Genomic DNA, 16,646 nt, shown 5'->3' with positions numbered 1-16,646 from the left:
CTCAATTTATCAAGTAATTACACAGCAATACCTTATTGACAAGGTATTTAAATCGATACATCCACAAGCTTAAACTGCTTCACATCAAATAGCCCGTTTGAGGTAAGTTTTAACTCTGGAATTACCGGCAATGTCATAAAGACTAATGTCATTAGCGGATGGAATTCATGAGAAAGATTGAATTTTTCTCGTGCCGTAATAATGAGATGCTCGATAATCTCGGCAACTTCCTCTGCCGTTTGATTCGTCATTAAGCCGCCAATCGGTAGAGATAAATGTGCGAGGACTTCCCCATTTTGAACGAGTGAAAAACCACCACCGATGCTTTCAATATTTTTTACCGCCGCTAACATATCGGCATCATTATCACCGACAACCACGATATTATGGGAATCATGTGCCACCGAAACGGCAATTGCCCCATTTTGAATGCCGTAGCCTTCTAAAATACCCAAACCGATCTTGCCAGAAGCATGGTGACGTTCAATCACTGCGAGTTTATTGAGTGAACCATTATTGCCGGCATGAAAGAGATTATTCTCATCAAGTTTAACGGCAACTTCTAGATTTTTTGTTACAACACTTTTAGGAATCACCCCAATTGCGCGCGCTTTTTCACTACTGAGTTTTAATGCAAAGTTCTCAACCGTAATCGGCGCAATATTAATGGTATTTAGAACATCTTCACAATGGTACTCCGGCAACTCCATGAGCATTTTGCCATCACGAGCCACTTCAACGCCCATTGAGAAAACATGCATAGGTTCGAAGTCTTGGAGATCTTTCACGATTAAAAGATCCGCATCTTTCCCAGGTGCAATAGCACCTTTGTCATAAAGACGGAAGCATTCTGCGCTATTTAAGGTTCCCATTGTGACAGCAAGAAGTGGATCTAAACCATATTCCACAGCTAATCGTAAACTCTTATTAATATGCCCTGTTGTTAAGATATCATCAGGTTCACGGTCATCCGTACAGAAGACGCAACGACGCGCATTTTGCGGCGTGATTGCCGGCAATAAGTTTAAAAGATCCTTACAAGTAGAACCTTCACGGAGTAATATATATTGCCCCATCGTTAAGCGATCTAACATCCCTTCTGTATTACTACATTCATGATCAGTCATCACCCCTGATGCTACATACGCCGTGAGATCTAAACCTTTAACGCCGGGACTATGCCCATCAATCACTCGATGATGACGCTTTGCCATCATAAGCTTATCCATCATGCTATCTGAATGATGAATCACACTTGGGTAATCCATCACTTCGCCAAGTCCTAAAACGCCTTCATCTTGAAAAAGAGGCTCAAGGTCCGATGCTTCTAAGACAGCGCCAGCAGATTCAAACGGCGTTGCCGGCACACAAGAGGGTAATTGAATTTTAACATGAAGCGGGAGATCTCGGCTCGCATCGAGCATATATTGAATGCCTTTCACGCCGCAAACATTCCCAATCTCATGAGGATCGGCAATAATAGTTGTGGTTCCAAAAGGTAGAATCGTTCGCGCAAATTGTGCTGGCGTTAAAGATGAAGATTCAATATGGACATGTCCATCAATTAATCCTGGCATCACGATGCCGCCTTTAGCATCTAATATCTCTTTTGCGTCATAAGCGTGACCAACGCCAACCACTCGACCATTACCGACTGCAACAGGTCCATCTAATAAGCGCTGATTATAGACATCGACCACTTTACAATTAGTGATTAAGAGGTCCACAGCGAGTCGCCCTGCTGCCATATCAATCAATTGATCCAATTCTTTTCGCTCTAGCATTTTCCGCTCCTGCTTTGTGCTATTTTGTTATCGTAATGCCTGATTTTGCACTGTGGCTACCCCCAAGTCAATTTGAATAAATTGATCAAAATACCCAAAGAGGCGATTGCATTAGCATTAATATAAAAAAATCCTCAGAAATTTATCTGAGGATCTCTTGTAGCCCTTTAAAAGCCCTATGATGATGAAATCACCATAATTACTCTTGTAGCATTTTCTCAAATGCATCTACATCAATATAGTTGGTAAATAGCATTAAATCATTCATAACATCGGCATTTTGCATCATCTCAGCCATTGCAACTTCTCCTAAAACAGAGAATGCACTTTGAATCCCTACTTGCCCATGTTGTTGAAACACCACTTTAAATTCTGCAGCACAATCTTTGCCAAGAAGTCGATCAAAAAGAATCCCCATTGTTTGATTAGCCTCTTTTTTCTCACTATCTGTCACATTATTCATAGCGCTTAAAGACGGATGCCCAGACATTCCGACATACATCCATTTAATTAATGCTAAATGATCAGCACCTGTTGTTTTTTCTACTAAACAACCTGAAAAATCCTCAATTGCGTTTGCTTGCGCAAATGTGCCCATCATCATTGCACCTGTAATTGCCACTGCTTGTACTATTTTCTTCATTTTAATATCAATACCTTTTTAATAAAATCAATCATAAGATTCAAAGATCATAACTGATTTAATAAAATATCTAATGTTTCCAATCAAATAATCAATCAATAAAAGGATATTAATAGGGATAAAAAAAGAGTTTATCATTATCGATAAACTCTAAATAACAACTTCAACAACAATACAAAAAAATTTAAATATCGCGAATCTTACCGGCAGTTATAACTGTCTCAACTTTAGTAACTTTAAGATCTTGAATAGGTGTACTGAAAATATCTCGATCTAAAATAATGATATCGGCGTATTTGCCAATCTCAATAGAGCCGAGCTCTTGCTCTCTAAAGGTACTTTTGGCAGCAACCAAAGTGTAAGCTTTTAAAGCTGTTGCAAGTGGGACTCTCTCTTTAGGATTCCATGGATTTCCCTCATAATCATCTCTTGTGACGGCATGATAAACGCCAAGGAAAGGATTGAGCTCAATAATCGGATAATCACTAGCGTAAGGTACAAGAATCCCCTCATCAATGAAGGTTTTACTGTTATAGATATAATCATGCTTGCTATCAATCACACGATCAATATGGGATTCTTTTGGCATCAAAGCAATATGCGCAGGTTGCACAGATGCTTGTACTCCAAGCTTTTTAAGACGTGGTAAATCTAAGGGATCAATCACCTCTAAATGCTCTAATGAGTGACGAGAATCTCGCACTCCATTTTTCTTTTGCGCTGCTTCAAAAAGATCTAAGCCCATTCGCACAGCGCCATCACCAATAGAGTGAAAACGAATCTGGAACTCTTCAGCATCAGCATCAATCACCCACTCTTCTAGCTGCTCGTAGCTATAGCCTGTTTCACCAAAATTACCAGGCGCATCTTTATACTCATCGACCATGAGCGCTGTATGCCCAGTAATGACGCCATCAATAAACTGCTTCACGCCACCAACTTTAAGATAAGGTGATTGAAAACGCTCCCTCATCTCAATTGCCGGCGTTAAATCCCCATTTAGTGGAGGCCAAACATGGATTCGCATCTTTAACTCATCCGCATCATCTAAGGCTTTATAAGTCTCATAGGCATAGAGCGTTTCATGCGCTCGGCTCATAAAGAATTCATTCACAGATGTTACGCCTAAACTTAAAGCATGATCTTGGAACTTTAAGACCATCTCTTTTTTAGTTGCATCAGAGAATTGATAAGCATATTTTCCAACAAGAGAAATTGCTGATTCAATCAAAATACCTGTTGGGTTGCCGGCATCATCTTTCACGATAATGCCGTAATCTGGTGCGATTGTATCTCGATCAATACCGGCAATCTCTAATGCCAAGCTATTGACCCACGCATAATGCCCTTCTGCATGAATTAAGATCGCCGGACGATCTGAAATCACAGCATCAAGATCTTTTGCCGTTGGATAATCTGTATGCCCCCACGCTAAATGATCCCAGCCCATACCAATGAGCCAATCCCCCGTTAAGTAGAGATCTTTATTTTTTGTAAGAATCTCTTGCACTTCTCCTAATGATTTTGCATCACTTAATGCCACGGAGTAATCATCAAATAAAACGCCATGAATTAGATGCATATGGGCATCATGAAATCCTGCCATTACGGTGTGACCTTTAGCATCAAGGATAAGCGTCTCCTCACCAAGGTGCTTGTCAATATCAGTGGCTAACCCCACAGCAATGACTTTGTCGTCCTTAATAGCGATAGCAACATTCTCAGGTTGATCTTGCTTGCCTGTAAATACAGCGCCATTTTTAATTACGATATCTGCAACTACCATTTTTTCCCTTCTTTGTGATGAATGATTATTTTAATGCGGCCATTGTAGGCACAGGTTTTTTAAAGCCTTTTGTTAAAAACAAAAGATAAACAATTCCTAATGAAAACCAGATTGATCCCAGTAGTAGCGAGTGATTATCAAGATTGATGAATAACCAAAAATCTAATAAAGCGCCTATTAAAGGGATGATAAAGAGTAAGACAATCCGCTTAAAGCTCTTATTATTCTCTTTAAAAAAGAGCACAATCACCGAGACATTCACCATAATAAAAGAGATAAAAGCCCCAAAATTGATAAAAGATGCGACCAATCCAAGGCTTAAAAAGATTGCAGAAAAGGAGATCAAACCAATGAGTAAAATATTAAATGTCGGGGTTTTATATTTAGGATGAAGCGATCCAAAAAATTTACGTGGTAATTGCCCATCTCGTCCCATGGCAAATAAGATCCGTGAACCACTTGCTTGTGATGAGAGCGCTGAGCCAATAATACTCATTGCAAAAATAGTTAAAAATACTGCATAAAGCGCATTCCCCCCGACAATTCTGATCACATCGGCGGAAGCTGAATCTAAATCTGGAAAGAGTAGATAATTAGGCCACACTTGATAAGCAAAGTACGAAACGGTAATAAAGAGTGCCCCGCCAATTAAAGTTACTAAAAAGATCGCCTTTGGAATCGTTTTTTCTGGGTCTTTAACCTCTTCAGAAAAAGCAGTCACAGAATCAAATCCTAAAAAAGAGAAACATAAGAGTGAAGCGCCGGCAATAATATATTTAAAAGGATTCTCTACTGAAAAATTAATAATCGGATCCATATTCGCTAATAATCCAGTGCCTAAGCCTGTTCTAAGAGAGTTGATCGACATTACGCAAAAAATCACAGCAAATAAGATAGAAGCAACAACGATAATTAGATTGGCTGTCACCGCAACTTTCACCCCACGAAGATTAATTAAGGTCACTAAAGTTAAGAGCGCAACGATAAAGCCCCATTGTGGAATCATGGGAAAGGCATCATGGAAAAAGATACCAAAAAGCATAAAATTGACCATCGGGATAAAGAGATAATCCATCATAATCGCCCAGCCAACTAAAAAACCTGAACTTGGATTAATCACCTTTTGCACATAACTATAAGCCGATCCTGTCATCGGAAAACGCTTTGCCATCACGCCGTAACTATAGGCGGTAAAGAGCATCACAATAAGCGCTAGGATATAAGACCCCGCGACCATCCCTTTTGATAAGCTAGAAGCGATACCAAAGGTACTAAAAACGGTTGTTAAGGCCATAAACGCAAGGCCAAAAAGAACGACAGACCACAAAGAGAGTGATCTTGCTAAATCATTGTTGGTATTAGAAGGTGTTGCATCGCTTCCCATATCCATTTCTCCATCTATTGATAGTAATGAATGATGACTTTAAGCCATCATTTTTTTATTTAAATGATATTTTTTATGATTACGCTATGAAGTTCATCTCATTTTTTCAAATCATCTTTCGATATCATTTGAGTAATAATATCGATGCGACATTATCTTTTAAAATGTTCATTCAAGCGAGAATCGTGTTCATGATTATTCGCTAAAATCCATATGATTAATAGCTTCATAAAATTCCGGACGGCGATCTCTAAAAACACCCCAACTTATTCGCTTTTTACCAATAGCGGTTAGATCAAACTCATGGGTAATCACCCCTTCTGATACACGATCCATCTCTTTTACTTTTATCCCCTCTTCACTTGAGATAAATGAAGAGCCATAAAAAGTCATTGAAGAGTTTTCCGAAGGTTCATCCTCTTGCCCAATACGATTAGCAGCAATTACCGGCATAATATTTGCCGCAGCATGTCCTCGCATCGTATTTTGCCAGTGAGCCATAGAATCATGGTTTAAGATAGGTTCATTGCCAATTGCGGTTGGGTAAAAGAGAATCTCAGCGCCCATCAGTGCAAGCGATCTTGCAGTTTCAGGGAACCATTGATCCCAGCAAATACCAACACCAATTTTGCCAAACTTTGTCGGAAAAACCTTAAAGCCCGTATCCCCTGGAGAAAAGTAGAATTTCTCTTGATAGCAATGTCCATCAGGAATATGCGTTTTCCGGTAAAGATCGACAATCGAGCCATCGGCATCAATCATCACAAGAGAGTTAAAGAATACATTTCCTGCTCGCTCAAAAAAGCTAAATGGCAACACAACATCTAACTCTTTAGCTAGCTTTTGGAAACGGCGAATATAGCTACTATCATTCACATCTTGCGCTAATTCAAAATAATCATAATTTTGAATCTGCATAAAATATGGTGATTGGAAGAATTCAGGAAGCAATATAATATTCGCGCCTTGACTAGCCGCTTCTCGCACTAATGCTTCCGCCTTTTGTAAATTATCCTCGATATCCCAACTCATTTTCATCTGGACAGCAGATACCCTAACCTTCATAACGGTCAAACCTCCGGTGATTTATTATTGTTTCTTATTATCTTTATATTTTATATTTTTATATATTCGTAATGAGCTTTCTATTTAGAGCTTTCTATTTAGAATTTTCTATACCCATTTCTCAATACACATACACTTCGTATGTCAATTGACATTACCACCAACTTTTAAATGAAGTCAACCAATCCTGCCAAAAAATAATCGCCAAACAACAGTTACAAAAAGCATGGATTAATATTTGATATTATTTATCTTTTTAGATTTTAAACATTTATTGCCGCTCTAAATCTCTGCCTAATTCAAGCTCATAACTTCGGCAGTCAATGATTAAAATAGTTCTTAAAAAATGCGTAATTTATCTCATTTTTGCTTCAAATAGCTTTTTTATAACTTATTTTAAAGACAAACTTTCATCCCTAAAATGAACAGATATTTAAGCTTATCGTGAAATAAGTTTAAGAAAAGCCGTTTATTTAAATGGTGAGCCCAAAATAGAAAAAAAGAATACCGCTATTCCCACTCGCTACAAGATAGACCTTTTTAAGCCGAAGATCCTACCTCTAATCGACTAAAGTTTAAAAATCCCGAAATCAGATTGCCGGCGTATCGGTTAAGAGATGCATAATTTTAAGATCAAAAAAGACCAAAATAAGATTACTTTGGTCTTTTTATAAAACTAATGAATCGAAGTTACCGAGCTTTCTATGATTTTATGATTCCTAGAAACTACGCTAAAAACTGATAGTGCAACTTACAACGCTTTATGATCTCGGTTTTCTAGTAATTCTTGCAGTTTCTCATTCTTTTGAACACGAATATCAACTCCTTTAACGAAGTAGATAATAAACTCACAAATATTTTGACAACGATCGCCAATTCTCTCTAAAGAACGTGCGCAATGCATCGCCGTTAAGATTGAAGGAATCGTGCGCCCATCTTCCATCATATAGGTCATCAATTGACGAATAATATTGTCATATTCACTATCAATTTTATCATCTTCAGGATAGATCGAAAGCACCGCTTCTAAATCCATTCTGGCAAAGGAATCTAAAACCTTTTCAAAGAAAATAAGACTGCGATTTGCAAGTGATTCTAAAGAGACTAAGATAGAAGAGTGATTTTCAGGTAGCGGCGTGAAGGCCATTTTAGCAATGTTTCTAGCTGTATCGGCAATTCTTTCAAGCTCGGCAATTGTTTTAATAATAACAATGAGTAATCGTAAGTCGCTTGCCGTTGGCTGACGCTTAGCAATAATCATAATACAAAGCTCATTGATCTCTACTTCAAGTTCATTAATAATCTCATCACGCTCAATAATTTCGCGTGCTAAGACTTCATCTTGAGTCATCATCGCTTTGATAGAATCACGAATTTGACGCTCTGTTAAGCCACCCATTTCAAGCACTTTGCTCATAGAGCGCTCTAACTCTGCGTTAAATTGTGCTGAGATATGGCTATTGAAATCGAGTTTTTTCATACCTTAAAATCCCTCAAACTTTTATAGAAATTGTCTAACGACAGTAGATTATTAATCCGTTAAATTAACCGTAACGTCCTGTAATATAATCTTCTGTCTGTTTATTATTCGGTTTTGTGAAGATCGTATCGGTATCATCAAATTCAATCAAATCTCCAAGATACATGAAGGCTGTTTTATCAGAACAGCGAGCTGCTTGTTGCATATTATGGGTTACCATCACGATGGTATAATCTTCTTTTAATTCAAAAATTAGCTCTTCAATTTTCCCGGTTGAAATGGGGTCAAGCGCTGAACACGGTTCATCCATCAGTAAGATTTCAGGGCGAATTGCAATTGCTCGAGCGATACTTAAACGCTGCTGCTGCCCGCCTGAGAGGTTTGTCCCATGATCGTGTAGTTTATCTTTTGTTTCACTCCAAAGCGCAGCTTTCGTAAGTGCCCACTCAATACGCGCATCCATATCTGCTCGTGAGAGGTTTTCAAATAATTTCACTCCAAAGGCAATATTGTCATAAATCGACATCGGAAAAGGTGTTGGCTTTTGGAAAACCATGCCAACATTAGCCCGTAACAAAGCCACGTCTTGCTTAGAGGTTAAGATATTTTCATCATTAATAATAATCTCCCCTTCAGCGCGCTGCTCAGGATAGAGTTCAAACATCTTATTAAAGGTACGAAGCAGTGTTGATTTACCGCAACCTGATGGCCCGATAAATGCTGTGACTTGGTTTTCTGGAATATCGAGTGAAATATTATGCAGCGCGTGAAACTTCTGATAATAAAAGTTTAAATCACGCACACTAATCTTAGCCGCATGCTCTTTTTTTACCTCAGGCTGGCGGTTAGCCACTTGTGCAAAGGCATCTTGTGATTCGATATTCTGTCTGTTATCTAAATTCATTCTATATTCCTACTTGAGTTTAGAAATTCTCTCGCAAACCGAGGGAATAAATTCTACTGATAATGTAATAAATCTTTGTAACAAGATGATGACAAACTAGGGTATAAAATCTTTTTTATTCATCAAGATACTGATCTTGATTTTACCTATTTGTCATCATCCTCTCCTATTTTTTATCGCGATGTTTAATCATTTTTACTGTTAGATTTAAAGAACACTCGAACAATAATATTAAGCGCTAAAATCGCCATGGTGATAAAGAATACCCCCGCCCAAGCAAGGGCTTGTAAGTTACTATCTGGCGTCATAGCAAAGTTATAGATTGTCACCGGTAAGCTTGCCATCGGCTCCATCACATTCGTGCTCCAGAACTGATTAGAAAGCGTTGTAAAGAGTAGCGGCGCTGTCTCCCCTGAGATACGTGCAACTGCTAATAAAATCCCTGTCATAATGCCGGAAAGAGAAGATTTTAATGTAATGCGAAGAATAATCTTCCATTTAGGCGTTCCAAGTGCATAAGCTGCTTCCCTTAATGTATTAGGAACTAAAAGGAGCATGTTTTCTGTGGTACGAATCACGATAGGAATCTGAATAAGCGCAAGCGCGATAATCCCTGCTAATGCAGAATAATGCCCCATTCGTACAACCACAACGGTATAGACAAAAAGGCCTATTACAATCGAAGGCGCTGAGAGCAAGATATCGTTAATAAAACGAATAACAGCCGATAATTTCCCCGCAGCATTATATTCCGCTAAATAAACGCCTGCTAAAATCCCCAGCGGCGTTCCAATAACCGTTGCCCAAAGAATTAAAATTCCACTTCCCACTATCGCATTAAGTAAGCCACCGCCCTCACTATTGGGGGGAGGTGTCATCTCGGTAAAAAACTGCAAGGAGATTCCACCCATACCTTTAGTGGCCGTTGTCCATAAAATCCAAATTAACCAGAAAAGCCCAAAAGCCATTGCCGTTAAAGAGAGCGTGATAGCAAATTGATTCACCATTTTCCGGCGTTGTTGCTTCTTGGTTCTGCTGGCAATAATTGCCTTTCTTTCTGCACTATTTTGATTGGTGATACTTGTATTTGAAGCACTCATCTTATGCACGCTCCTGTTTCATAAATACTTTTGAGATCGCAAGGACGATAAAGGTGATAATAAAGAGCAGTAAACCAAGCTCCATTAAGGCAGCTGTATGAAGTTCACTAGATGCTTCGGCAAATTCATTCGCAAGTGATGAAGTAATACTATTGCCAGGTGCAAAAAGGGAGAAGCTATCAAATTGATAAGTATTACCGATCACAAACGTCACAGCCATTGTCTCCCCAAGCGCGCGGCCAAGCCCAAGCATAATACCGCCAAATACCCCTTTCTTAGTGTAAGGGAGAATCACCTTCCAGATCACTTCCCAAGTGGTTGCCCCAAGCCCATAGGCAGATTCCTTCATGATTCTTGGCGTTCTTTCAAACACATCTCGCATGACAGAGGCAATATAAGGGATAATCATAATTGCTAAAATAATTCCGGCACTTAAGATCCCAATTCCAAAGGCATAGCCTGAAAACAGCTCATTTAAAATCGGAATGTTTTCACTCCATTTAATAAGCGGCGCCTGAAAATATTTTGCAAAAAGTGGCGCAAAGACAAAGAGTCCCCACATCCCATAAACAATACTAGGAATTGCAGCGAGTAATTCAATGGCAACGCCAATAGGACGGCGAAGCCAAGGCGGCGCTAGCTCTGTTAAAAAGATTGCAATCCCAAAGCTCACAGGTACAGCAATTAAAAGTGCGATAAAAGAGGTAACAATCGTGCCATAGATTGGAACTAAAGCCCCGAACTGATCCATCGGCGCATCCCACTCTTTCTCCCAAAGAAAACGTAGCCCAAACTCTTTAATACTTGGCATCGAAGCGATAATCAGCGAAATCATAATGCCGGAGAGAAGGATCAAGACAAAGATTGCCGCTGATTTAACGCTAAAAGCAAAGATCTTATCAGGAATCGGTGATTGTGGATTTTTAATACTTTTCATTAAATCTCTTCTTAAAGTAAAGTGATTGAAGGAGATGTTCTGAGTAACATATTTTTGTCTATTGAATAAACAATTTTCTCTATCATTTTTATGCCGAAAACCCAACCGAGAGAATCTGGCTCAACGATTGGGTTTTACATTTGATTAAACTCTTAAAAGAGTCGCATCTTATTTGATCTCAAGCTCTTTATCTAAAGTCTCTTGAATGATCTCTACAACATTTGCTGGTAATGGCGCATAATCAAGTCCTGTTACAATCTCTTGACCTTTTGCCCCGTAACCCCAGTTAAAGAAGTTTACGATCTCTTTTGCAATTACTGGTTTTGATTGCTCTTTGTGAAGCAAGATAAAGGTTGTTGCCGCTAATGGCCATGCGTTTGCACCTGGCTTATCTGTCATATCTTGTACAAATGATTCTTTCCAGTTGACCTCTTTAGCAGCTGCGCTAAATGAATCGATACTTGGGCTTACAACCTCACCATCTTTAGAAACTAATTTGGTGTAGCTTAAGTTATTTTGCTTTGCATAAGCATATTCAACATAACCAATTGAACCTTCAATTCGTTGAACAAATGCTGTCACCCCATCATTACCTTTACCACCAATTCCAATTGGCCAGTTCACCGTTGAACCGCTACCTACATTGTTTTTCCACTCATCATTCACTTTTGCAAGATAACCTGTGAAGATAAATGATGTTCCCGAACCATCTGCACGGCGAACTACTGAAATGGCTTGATCAGGAAGTTTTAAACCTGGGTTTAATGCTGCAATTGCTGGATCGTTCCACTTTTTGATTTTACCTAAGTAGATATCGCCTAAAGTTTTACCATCAAGCACTAACTCATTAGTTTTAATTCCCTCAACATTCACCGCAAGTACCACACCACCAATAAGTGTTGGGAACTGGATTAAACCTTTCTCTTTTAACTGCTCTTCTGATAAAGGCGCATCTGATGCCCCGAAATCTACTGTTTTAGCATCAATTTGCTTAATTCCTGCAGATGACCCGATCGATTGATAGTTGATACGATTACCCGTCTCTTTAGCGTATTCTGCTGCCCATTTTGCGTAAACTGGAGCTGGGAATGATGCGCCTGCGCCCGTAACTGTCACAGGATCCTTTGCCACTGCGCCTGTTGTGCTGACTGCTAAACCAAATGCAACTGCTGTGGTTAATTTTGCGATTCTGCTAGTTAATGTTTTCATTATAGAAACTCTCCTAAGTGTACAAAGTTAAAATCTATTTAAAGTTTATGATTTAAGGAGACGGGGCTGAATTTGTTTTGCTTCATTCCCGCGACTGAAACTAGTATATAAATCGATTATGACAAAGATGTAACAAAGGAGAAATATTCTATGAAATCATCGAGCAAAATCTATCTTCACATGCTTAGATATTCAGTTCAACATTATCTAAAAGCCGTGTTTTACCCACTTTAGCGGCAACTAAGATTACTAAATCTTTATCTTGCGCTAATGCTTTTTTGAGTGTTTTTTGTGCTCTAATCGTTAAATAATCGACAATAAAACCACCTGCTTGTAACAAAGCTGTCATCTTTACTTCTAGCGCTTGATAGCTATTTGTGACAATCTTTTGATCTTTTGAGAGCCCTTCAATCTCTGATTTCATCGCTAATAACGTTTGCGATAGCAGTAATGCTTGTGCTCTCTCTTTATTAGAGAGATAACCATTACGACTTGAAAGTGCTAAACCTTCATCGGCTCTTTCAATCGCCACAGGAATAATTTTAATATCAAAATTTAAAGCACTGACCATAGATTCAATGACGCGTAGTTGCTGATAATCCTTTTTACCAAAGCAGGCATAAGTCGGCTCTACAATATTAAAAAACTTGGCAACAACTGTCGCAACTCCTTCAAAATGCCCAGGACGATCTTTTCCGCAAAGATCTGCAATGAGTGATTGAGGCGGCTGAATTATAAAGGGATCATCTTCATATAAAATCTCTGCTGTGGGTAAAAATAGTGCTGAAACGCCGGCATCAATGAGCTTTTCCATATCAGCATCTAAAGTTCTTGGATAACTATCAAGATCTTCTCCTTCACCAAACTGAAGGGGATTGACAAAGATCGACACAATAACGTTTTTAGAGGCTTCTTGTGCGCGTTTAACTAACGATAAATGCCCGGCATGGAGATTCCCCATAGTCGGCACAAATGCAACTTCTTGGTGCAATGCTCGCCAGCTACGAACATCTTCAATACTTTTTAAAATTTCCAAAACAACATCCTTTTATAGTTTTCTAAGAAACTTTCCTATCTTCAAACAATGCCTATTAAAATCAGCCTTAAAACTTGTACTCAAAGAGCAAAGCTAAGACTTAAAATTGAGCCATACCACCTTTCAATAGAATCTTAAAAAAACCTAAGCCCATATTCCACTGCTAGTAAACGTGCAAATAGGAAAACACTATTTTGATCCTCATTGCGGCGGCTCAATTATTGCTAAAAAGGGAGAATAAAGATCTCCCCTTTCATTAATCGCTCTCTATCTTTGAATTTATTAAAAACTATGCTCTTTCGCTGGGAATGATGCTTCTTTTACAGCTTTGACATAAGTTTTAAATGCCCCTTGAATAGAAGGATCACCAAGAGAAGCGCTCTCTGCTAAAAAATCTTTAACAAATCTAGGGGTAACATCGCCTTTAATACCGAGCATATCGTGCATGACTAATACTTGCCCATCAGTCTCTACACCTGCGCCAATACCTATGACAGGAATGGATAATGCCGTCGCTAATGCTTCACCAAGCTCCGCTAGAACACATTCAACCACTAATAACTGCGCGCCGGCTGTTTGATGAGCTCGTCCATCTTCAATAAGCTTCGCTGCAAGTTGTAACTCTTTACCTTGCACCGAATAGCCGCCTAAGATATTCACAGATTGTGGTAAAAGCCCAATATGCGCACAAACGGGAATCCCTCGTTTTGTTAAGAACTCCGTAATGCCGGCAATATCTTGATCACCTTCAATCTTAATCATCTCAGCGCCTGCTTTCATTAAACTACTAGCGGCATAAAAAGCATCCTCTTTTGAAGCCTCGTATGCGCCAAATGGTAAATCTGCAATGATAAATGAGCGGCGATTACCACGAGCAACATTTTCTGTGTGATAGATCATCTCCTCTAGCGTTACCGGCAAAGTCGATTGATGCCCTTGCACGACCATTCCTAAAGAATCTCCGACTAAAATGGTATCGACCCCTGCAATCGCCATCTCTTTAGCAAAACTTGCATCATAACAGGTGATCATCGCAATCTTCTCTCCTGATTCTTTCATTTTTTGAAGATCCGTTATCCTAACCTTTTGCATATTCACTCCATCTATCTATTTAGTATTGATATGTGTTAATGATCAGATGCTCTACTGATCATATTTCACAATTTATCCCCAATTTATACGAGCTGACGAATATCATACTTACTTTTAATTGATTGTTATCACTCACTACTTCTTTTTTCATCTCTCGCTAATGATCATTATACGTTATCTCACTAAAGTTATAAGAGGCAGATGAGGTGAATATGGCATACAGATAAGTGACTGTTAAGAGAAGATTATCAACCTATTTCGCTTTTTGTTACAATTCCTTTTAAGGAATTATATTTAAGAGAATGATTAAAACTCTTAACCTCTTCACTATTAACCCATTTTTGTAGAAATTATCATGCGCTATCAATATCTCACCTCAATTCACCCTTTGATTGATCAATATATTGACCAATTTATCCAGCCGCACTCTATCGTGATAGATGCAACCTTAGGAAATGGGCATGATAGTTACAAAATCGCACAAAAAATGGATCATACAGGCAAACTTTATGGGTTTGATATTCAAAAAATGGCGATTGAAAATAGCCAACAACTACTCAACACGCTGCCAGAAAATGCCCCTAAAATTACGTTAATAGAAGATAGCCATAGCAATTTTAAAACACATATTAAGGAGCCTGTTGACTTTATTATCTATAATTTAGGTTACCTTCCTAAAGGGGATAAAGAGATTACAACCTTAGCAAAATCGACGCTAGAGAGTGTCCAAGCAGGACTTGAGCTATTAACGGACAATGGCAAAATGTTAATTGCGGTTTATCATGGGCATATAGCTGGTCAAGCTGAAAAAATTGCACTTGAAGAATATCTGCAAAATTTAGATCAAAAAGCATTTCATGTTTTTAAACAACAATTTATTAACCAGAAAAATTCTCCCCCTTTTATATATCTCATCGAGAAAGCAAAAATTCGGGTAGAATAACCCTCTTAATTGAAATGTTTAGTCAGCATTATACAATGTTAACGAACACCACTACTTTTCCCCTTAATTTCCTTAGATCTTTAGCTATCTTGGCTTACCAAATATGAATCATAGAATTATTTTTATCACGGCATTATTCCTTGCCCTGCTCCTTCATATAGGTGCCGGCATTATAATGGTGCATGATGAAAAAAATCGGATTCAAGGCTATTTAGAAACTCCTGAGCCTATTCATATTCAACTAATTCCTGAAGAAGCATTATTGCCTCCAACAAACCTACAAGACTTGGAAGATTCAGAAGCTCAAGAGGCCAAAGAGATTGAAAGACTCCCTAAAGAACCTTCCACAGAGACTGAGGAAGAAAATAGTGACAATGCCTCTCCGGAAGAGGGTCTTGAAGAAGAGGCTGCCCAAGGAGAATCATCTGAAAAGATCGATGAGAAAAAGGAAGAGCAACAAGAAACGGCGCATAAAGAAGCAAGTTACCAACAAAATATCTCTAAAGGGGGAGATATTCTTAAAGAGAGCATCCTACCACCACGAGAAGAGGGAGGATATCGCCGTACAGTCACTACTGAAGATAATCCCTATCACAAGCTTGTCGAAGATGCGATCGAACTACTCAGCGATACACCTTTTTTAGATAAAGAGTGGAAAGATGAACCTGAGGGAGAAGAAACTCCGACTTACTACTCTCCTGAATTTATGGATCTTTTGAAAAAATATAACCCAAAAGAGCCCATCAATAAAAAAGAAGAAGAAATTGAAGAGCCGCCAATACCGCAGGAAGCAGAAGAGAGCGATATTGATCAATTTGGCAATCCTAAACCAGTCACCTTAATTGTCAACCAAATCAATACTATTGATGCCTCCGAGCTTGAAGAGATCGCCAAACGTAAAGAAGCTCAGAAAGATTGGATTCGTACTACTAATATGATTAACGCTGCCGGCAGTCAAATTCGCCGGCAAGAATATAATGTCGCCCTAACATCGACAAAATGTTATGACACATACATTAAAGGCAGTAACCGCAAATACTCTGCAACAGTGATGATTCTTGAAGATCCTAAAGGAACCGGAATTTATCGTAGCACTGGCAATTTAGCATTAGATAATTGCATTATTGAGATGACCAATCTATTTATTCAAATCCCGGCAGAGATGGAGCGCATCCGAAAAAATGCCCCCAGAATGGGTAATGGCAAAGGCTATCTCTTAAACGCAACTTTTTAAATCTTGAGCGTTTTAAGTTCAAATGTCTTTTAATTATAATCTTCTTTTG

The 16,646-nt window shown here is 38.7% G+C and carries 14 protein-coding genes; 2 read left to right on the top strand and 12 right to left on the bottom strand.

Going from position 1 to position 16,646, the window contains the following annotated elements; all coding sequences use genetic code 11:
* Positions 1-47 precede the first annotated feature (47 nt).
* The 12 genes from ade to panB form a co-directional block, all read right to left on the bottom strand.
* On the bottom strand, positions 48-1,784 hold the full coding sequence (gene ade, locus MMG00_RS03640) for an adenine deaminase (RefSeq protein WP_242151537.1): 1,737 nt from the start codon (positions 1,782-1,784) through the stop codon (positions 48-50).
* 199 nt (positions 1,785-1,983) lie between these two features.
* On the bottom strand, positions 1,984-2,427 hold the full coding sequence (locus MMG00_RS03635) for a hypothetical protein (protein ID WP_242151535.1): 444 nt from the start codon (positions 2,425-2,427) through the stop codon (positions 1,984-1,986).
* Positions 2,428-2,611: 184 nt separating this feature from the next.
* Positions 2,612-4,213, bottom strand: coding sequence for an amidohydrolase (locus MMG00_RS03630; protein WP_242151532.1), 1,602 nt, complete (start codon positions 4,211-4,213; stop codon positions 2,612-2,614).
* 25 nt (positions 4,214-4,238) lie between these two features.
* On the bottom strand, positions 4,239-5,597 hold the full coding sequence (locus tag MMG00_RS03625; protein WP_242151529.1) for an APC family permease: 1,359 nt from the start codon (positions 5,595-5,597) through the stop codon (positions 4,239-4,241).
* A 195-nt stretch (positions 5,598-5,792) separates the two neighbouring features.
* A complete protein-coding gene (aguB, locus tag MMG00_RS03620) occupies positions 5,793-6,662 on the bottom strand; it encodes an N-carbamoylputrescine amidase (protein WP_255837475.1) in 870 nt (289 codons plus the stop codon).
* A 751-nt stretch (positions 6,663-7,413) separates the two neighbouring features.
* Entirely contained in the window at positions 7,414-8,142 is a 729-nt protein-coding gene (gene phoU / locus MMG00_RS03615) for a phosphate signaling complex protein PhoU (protein ID WP_242151524.1), read from the bottom strand.
* Between the two features lie 64 nt (positions 8,143-8,206).
* Positions 8,207-9,046, bottom strand: coding sequence for a phosphate ABC transporter ATP-binding protein PstB (gene pstB, locus MMG00_RS03610; RefSeq protein ID WP_242151521.1), 840 nt, complete (start codon positions 9,044-9,046; stop codon positions 8,207-8,209).
* 185 nt (positions 9,047-9,231) lie between these two features.
* Complete coding sequence (pstA, locus tag MMG00_RS03605) at positions 9,232-10,146, bottom strand: phosphate ABC transporter permease PstA (protein WP_242151518.1); 915 nt, start codon at positions 10,144-10,146, stop codon at positions 9,232-9,234.
* A 1-nt stretch (position 10,147) separates the two neighbouring features.
* A complete protein-coding gene (gene pstC, locus MMG00_RS03600; RefSeq protein ID WP_242151514.1) occupies positions 10,148-11,083 on the bottom strand; it encodes a phosphate ABC transporter permease PstC in 936 nt (311 codons plus the stop codon).
* Between the two features lie 168 nt (positions 11,084-11,251).
* The gene (gene pstS / locus MMG00_RS03595; RefSeq protein WP_242151511.1) at positions 11,252-12,292 is read right to left on the bottom strand and encodes a phosphate ABC transporter substrate-binding protein PstS; all 1,041 of its coding nucleotides are present in this window, start codon (positions 12,290-12,292) and stop codon (positions 11,252-11,254) included.
* 184 nt (positions 12,293-12,476) lie between these two features.
* On the bottom strand, positions 12,477-13,328 hold the full coding sequence (gene panC, locus MMG00_RS03590) for a pantoate--beta-alanine ligase (protein ID WP_242151508.1): 852 nt from the start codon (positions 13,326-13,328) through the stop codon (positions 12,477-12,479).
* Positions 13,329-13,610: 282 nt separating this feature from the next.
* Positions 13,611-14,420: a 3-methyl-2-oxobutanoate hydroxymethyltransferase gene (gene panB / locus MMG00_RS03585; protein ID WP_242151505.1), complete on the bottom strand. Its 810-nt coding sequence runs from the start codon at positions 14,418-14,420 to the stop codon at positions 13,611-13,613.
* Positions 14,421-14,775: 355 nt separating this feature from the next.
* Here panB and mnmM point away from each other — a divergent pair, with 355 nt between their 5' ends.
* Together mnmM and MMG00_RS03575 are read left to right on the top strand one after the other, a co-directional pair.
* Positions 14,776-15,363, top strand: coding sequence for a tRNA 5-(aminomethyl)-2-thiouridylate-methyltransferase MnmM (gene mnmM, locus MMG00_RS03580; protein ID WP_242151501.1), 588 nt, complete (start codon positions 14,776-14,778; stop codon positions 15,361-15,363).
* Between the two features lie 103 nt (positions 15,364-15,466).
* Positions 15,467-16,597, top strand: coding sequence for a hypothetical protein (locus MMG00_RS03575; RefSeq protein WP_242151498.1), 1,131 nt, complete (start codon positions 15,467-15,469; stop codon positions 16,595-16,597).
* Positions 16,598-16,646 lie beyond the last annotated feature (49 nt).

The organism is Ignatzschineria rhizosphaerae, assembly GCF_022655595.1.
In the GTDB taxonomy this organism is placed as follows: Bacteria; Pseudomonadota; Gammaproteobacteria; order Cardiobacteriales; family Wohlfahrtiimonadaceae; genus Ignatzschineria; species Ignatzschineria rhizosphaerae.
The sequence above is the reverse complement of the archived record's forward strand: the minus strand, read 5'-3'. Positions and strand labels throughout refer to the sequence as shown.

Bases quoted from the DNA above. Each gene is read 5' to 3' on its own strand.
- mnmM (WP_242151501.1), top strand. From the start codon at position 14,776: ATGCGCTATCAATATCTCACCTCAATTCACCCTTTGATTGATCAATAT.
- ade (WP_242151537.1), bottom strand. From the start codon at position 1,784: ATGCTAGAGCGAAAAGAATTGGATCAATTGATTGATATGGCAGCAGGG.
- panB (WP_242151505.1), bottom strand. From the start codon at position 14,420: ATGCAAAAGGTTAGGATAACGGATCTTCAAAAAATGAAAGAATCAGGA.
- MMG00_RS03635 (WP_242151535.1), bottom strand. From the start codon at position 2,427: ATGAAGAAAATAGTACAAGCAGTGGCAATTACAGGTGCAATGATGATG.
- aguB (WP_255837475.1), bottom strand. From the start codon at position 6,662: ATGAAGGTTAGGGTATCTGCTGTCCAGATGAAAATGAGTTGGGATATC.
- MMG00_RS03575 (WP_242151498.1), top strand. From the start codon at position 15,467: ATGAATCATAGAATTATTTTTATCACGGCATTATTCCTTGCCCTGCTC.
- pstB (WP_242151521.1), bottom strand. From the start codon at position 9,046: ATGAATTTAGATAACAGACAGAATATCGAATCACAAGATGCCTTTGCA.
- MMG00_RS03625 (WP_242151529.1), bottom strand. From the start codon at position 5,597: ATGGGAAGCGATGCAACACCTTCTAATACCAACAATGATTTAGCAAGA.
- pstC (WP_242151514.1), bottom strand. From the start codon at position 11,083: ATGAAAAGTATTAAAAATCCACAATCACCGATTCCTGATAAGATCTTT.
- MMG00_RS03630 (WP_242151532.1), bottom strand. From the start codon at position 4,213: ATGGTAGTTGCAGATATCGTAATTAAAAATGGCGCTGTATTTACAGGC.
- pstA (WP_242151518.1), bottom strand. From the start codon at position 10,146: ATGAGTGCTTCAAATACAAGTATCACCAATCAAAATAGTGCAGAAAGA.
- pstS (WP_242151511.1), bottom strand. From the start codon at position 12,292: ATGAAAACATTAACTAGCAGAATCGCAAAATTAACCACAGCAGTTGCA.
- phoU (WP_242151524.1), bottom strand. From the start codon at position 8,142: ATGAAAAAACTCGATTTCAATAGCCATATCTCAGCACAATTTAACGCA.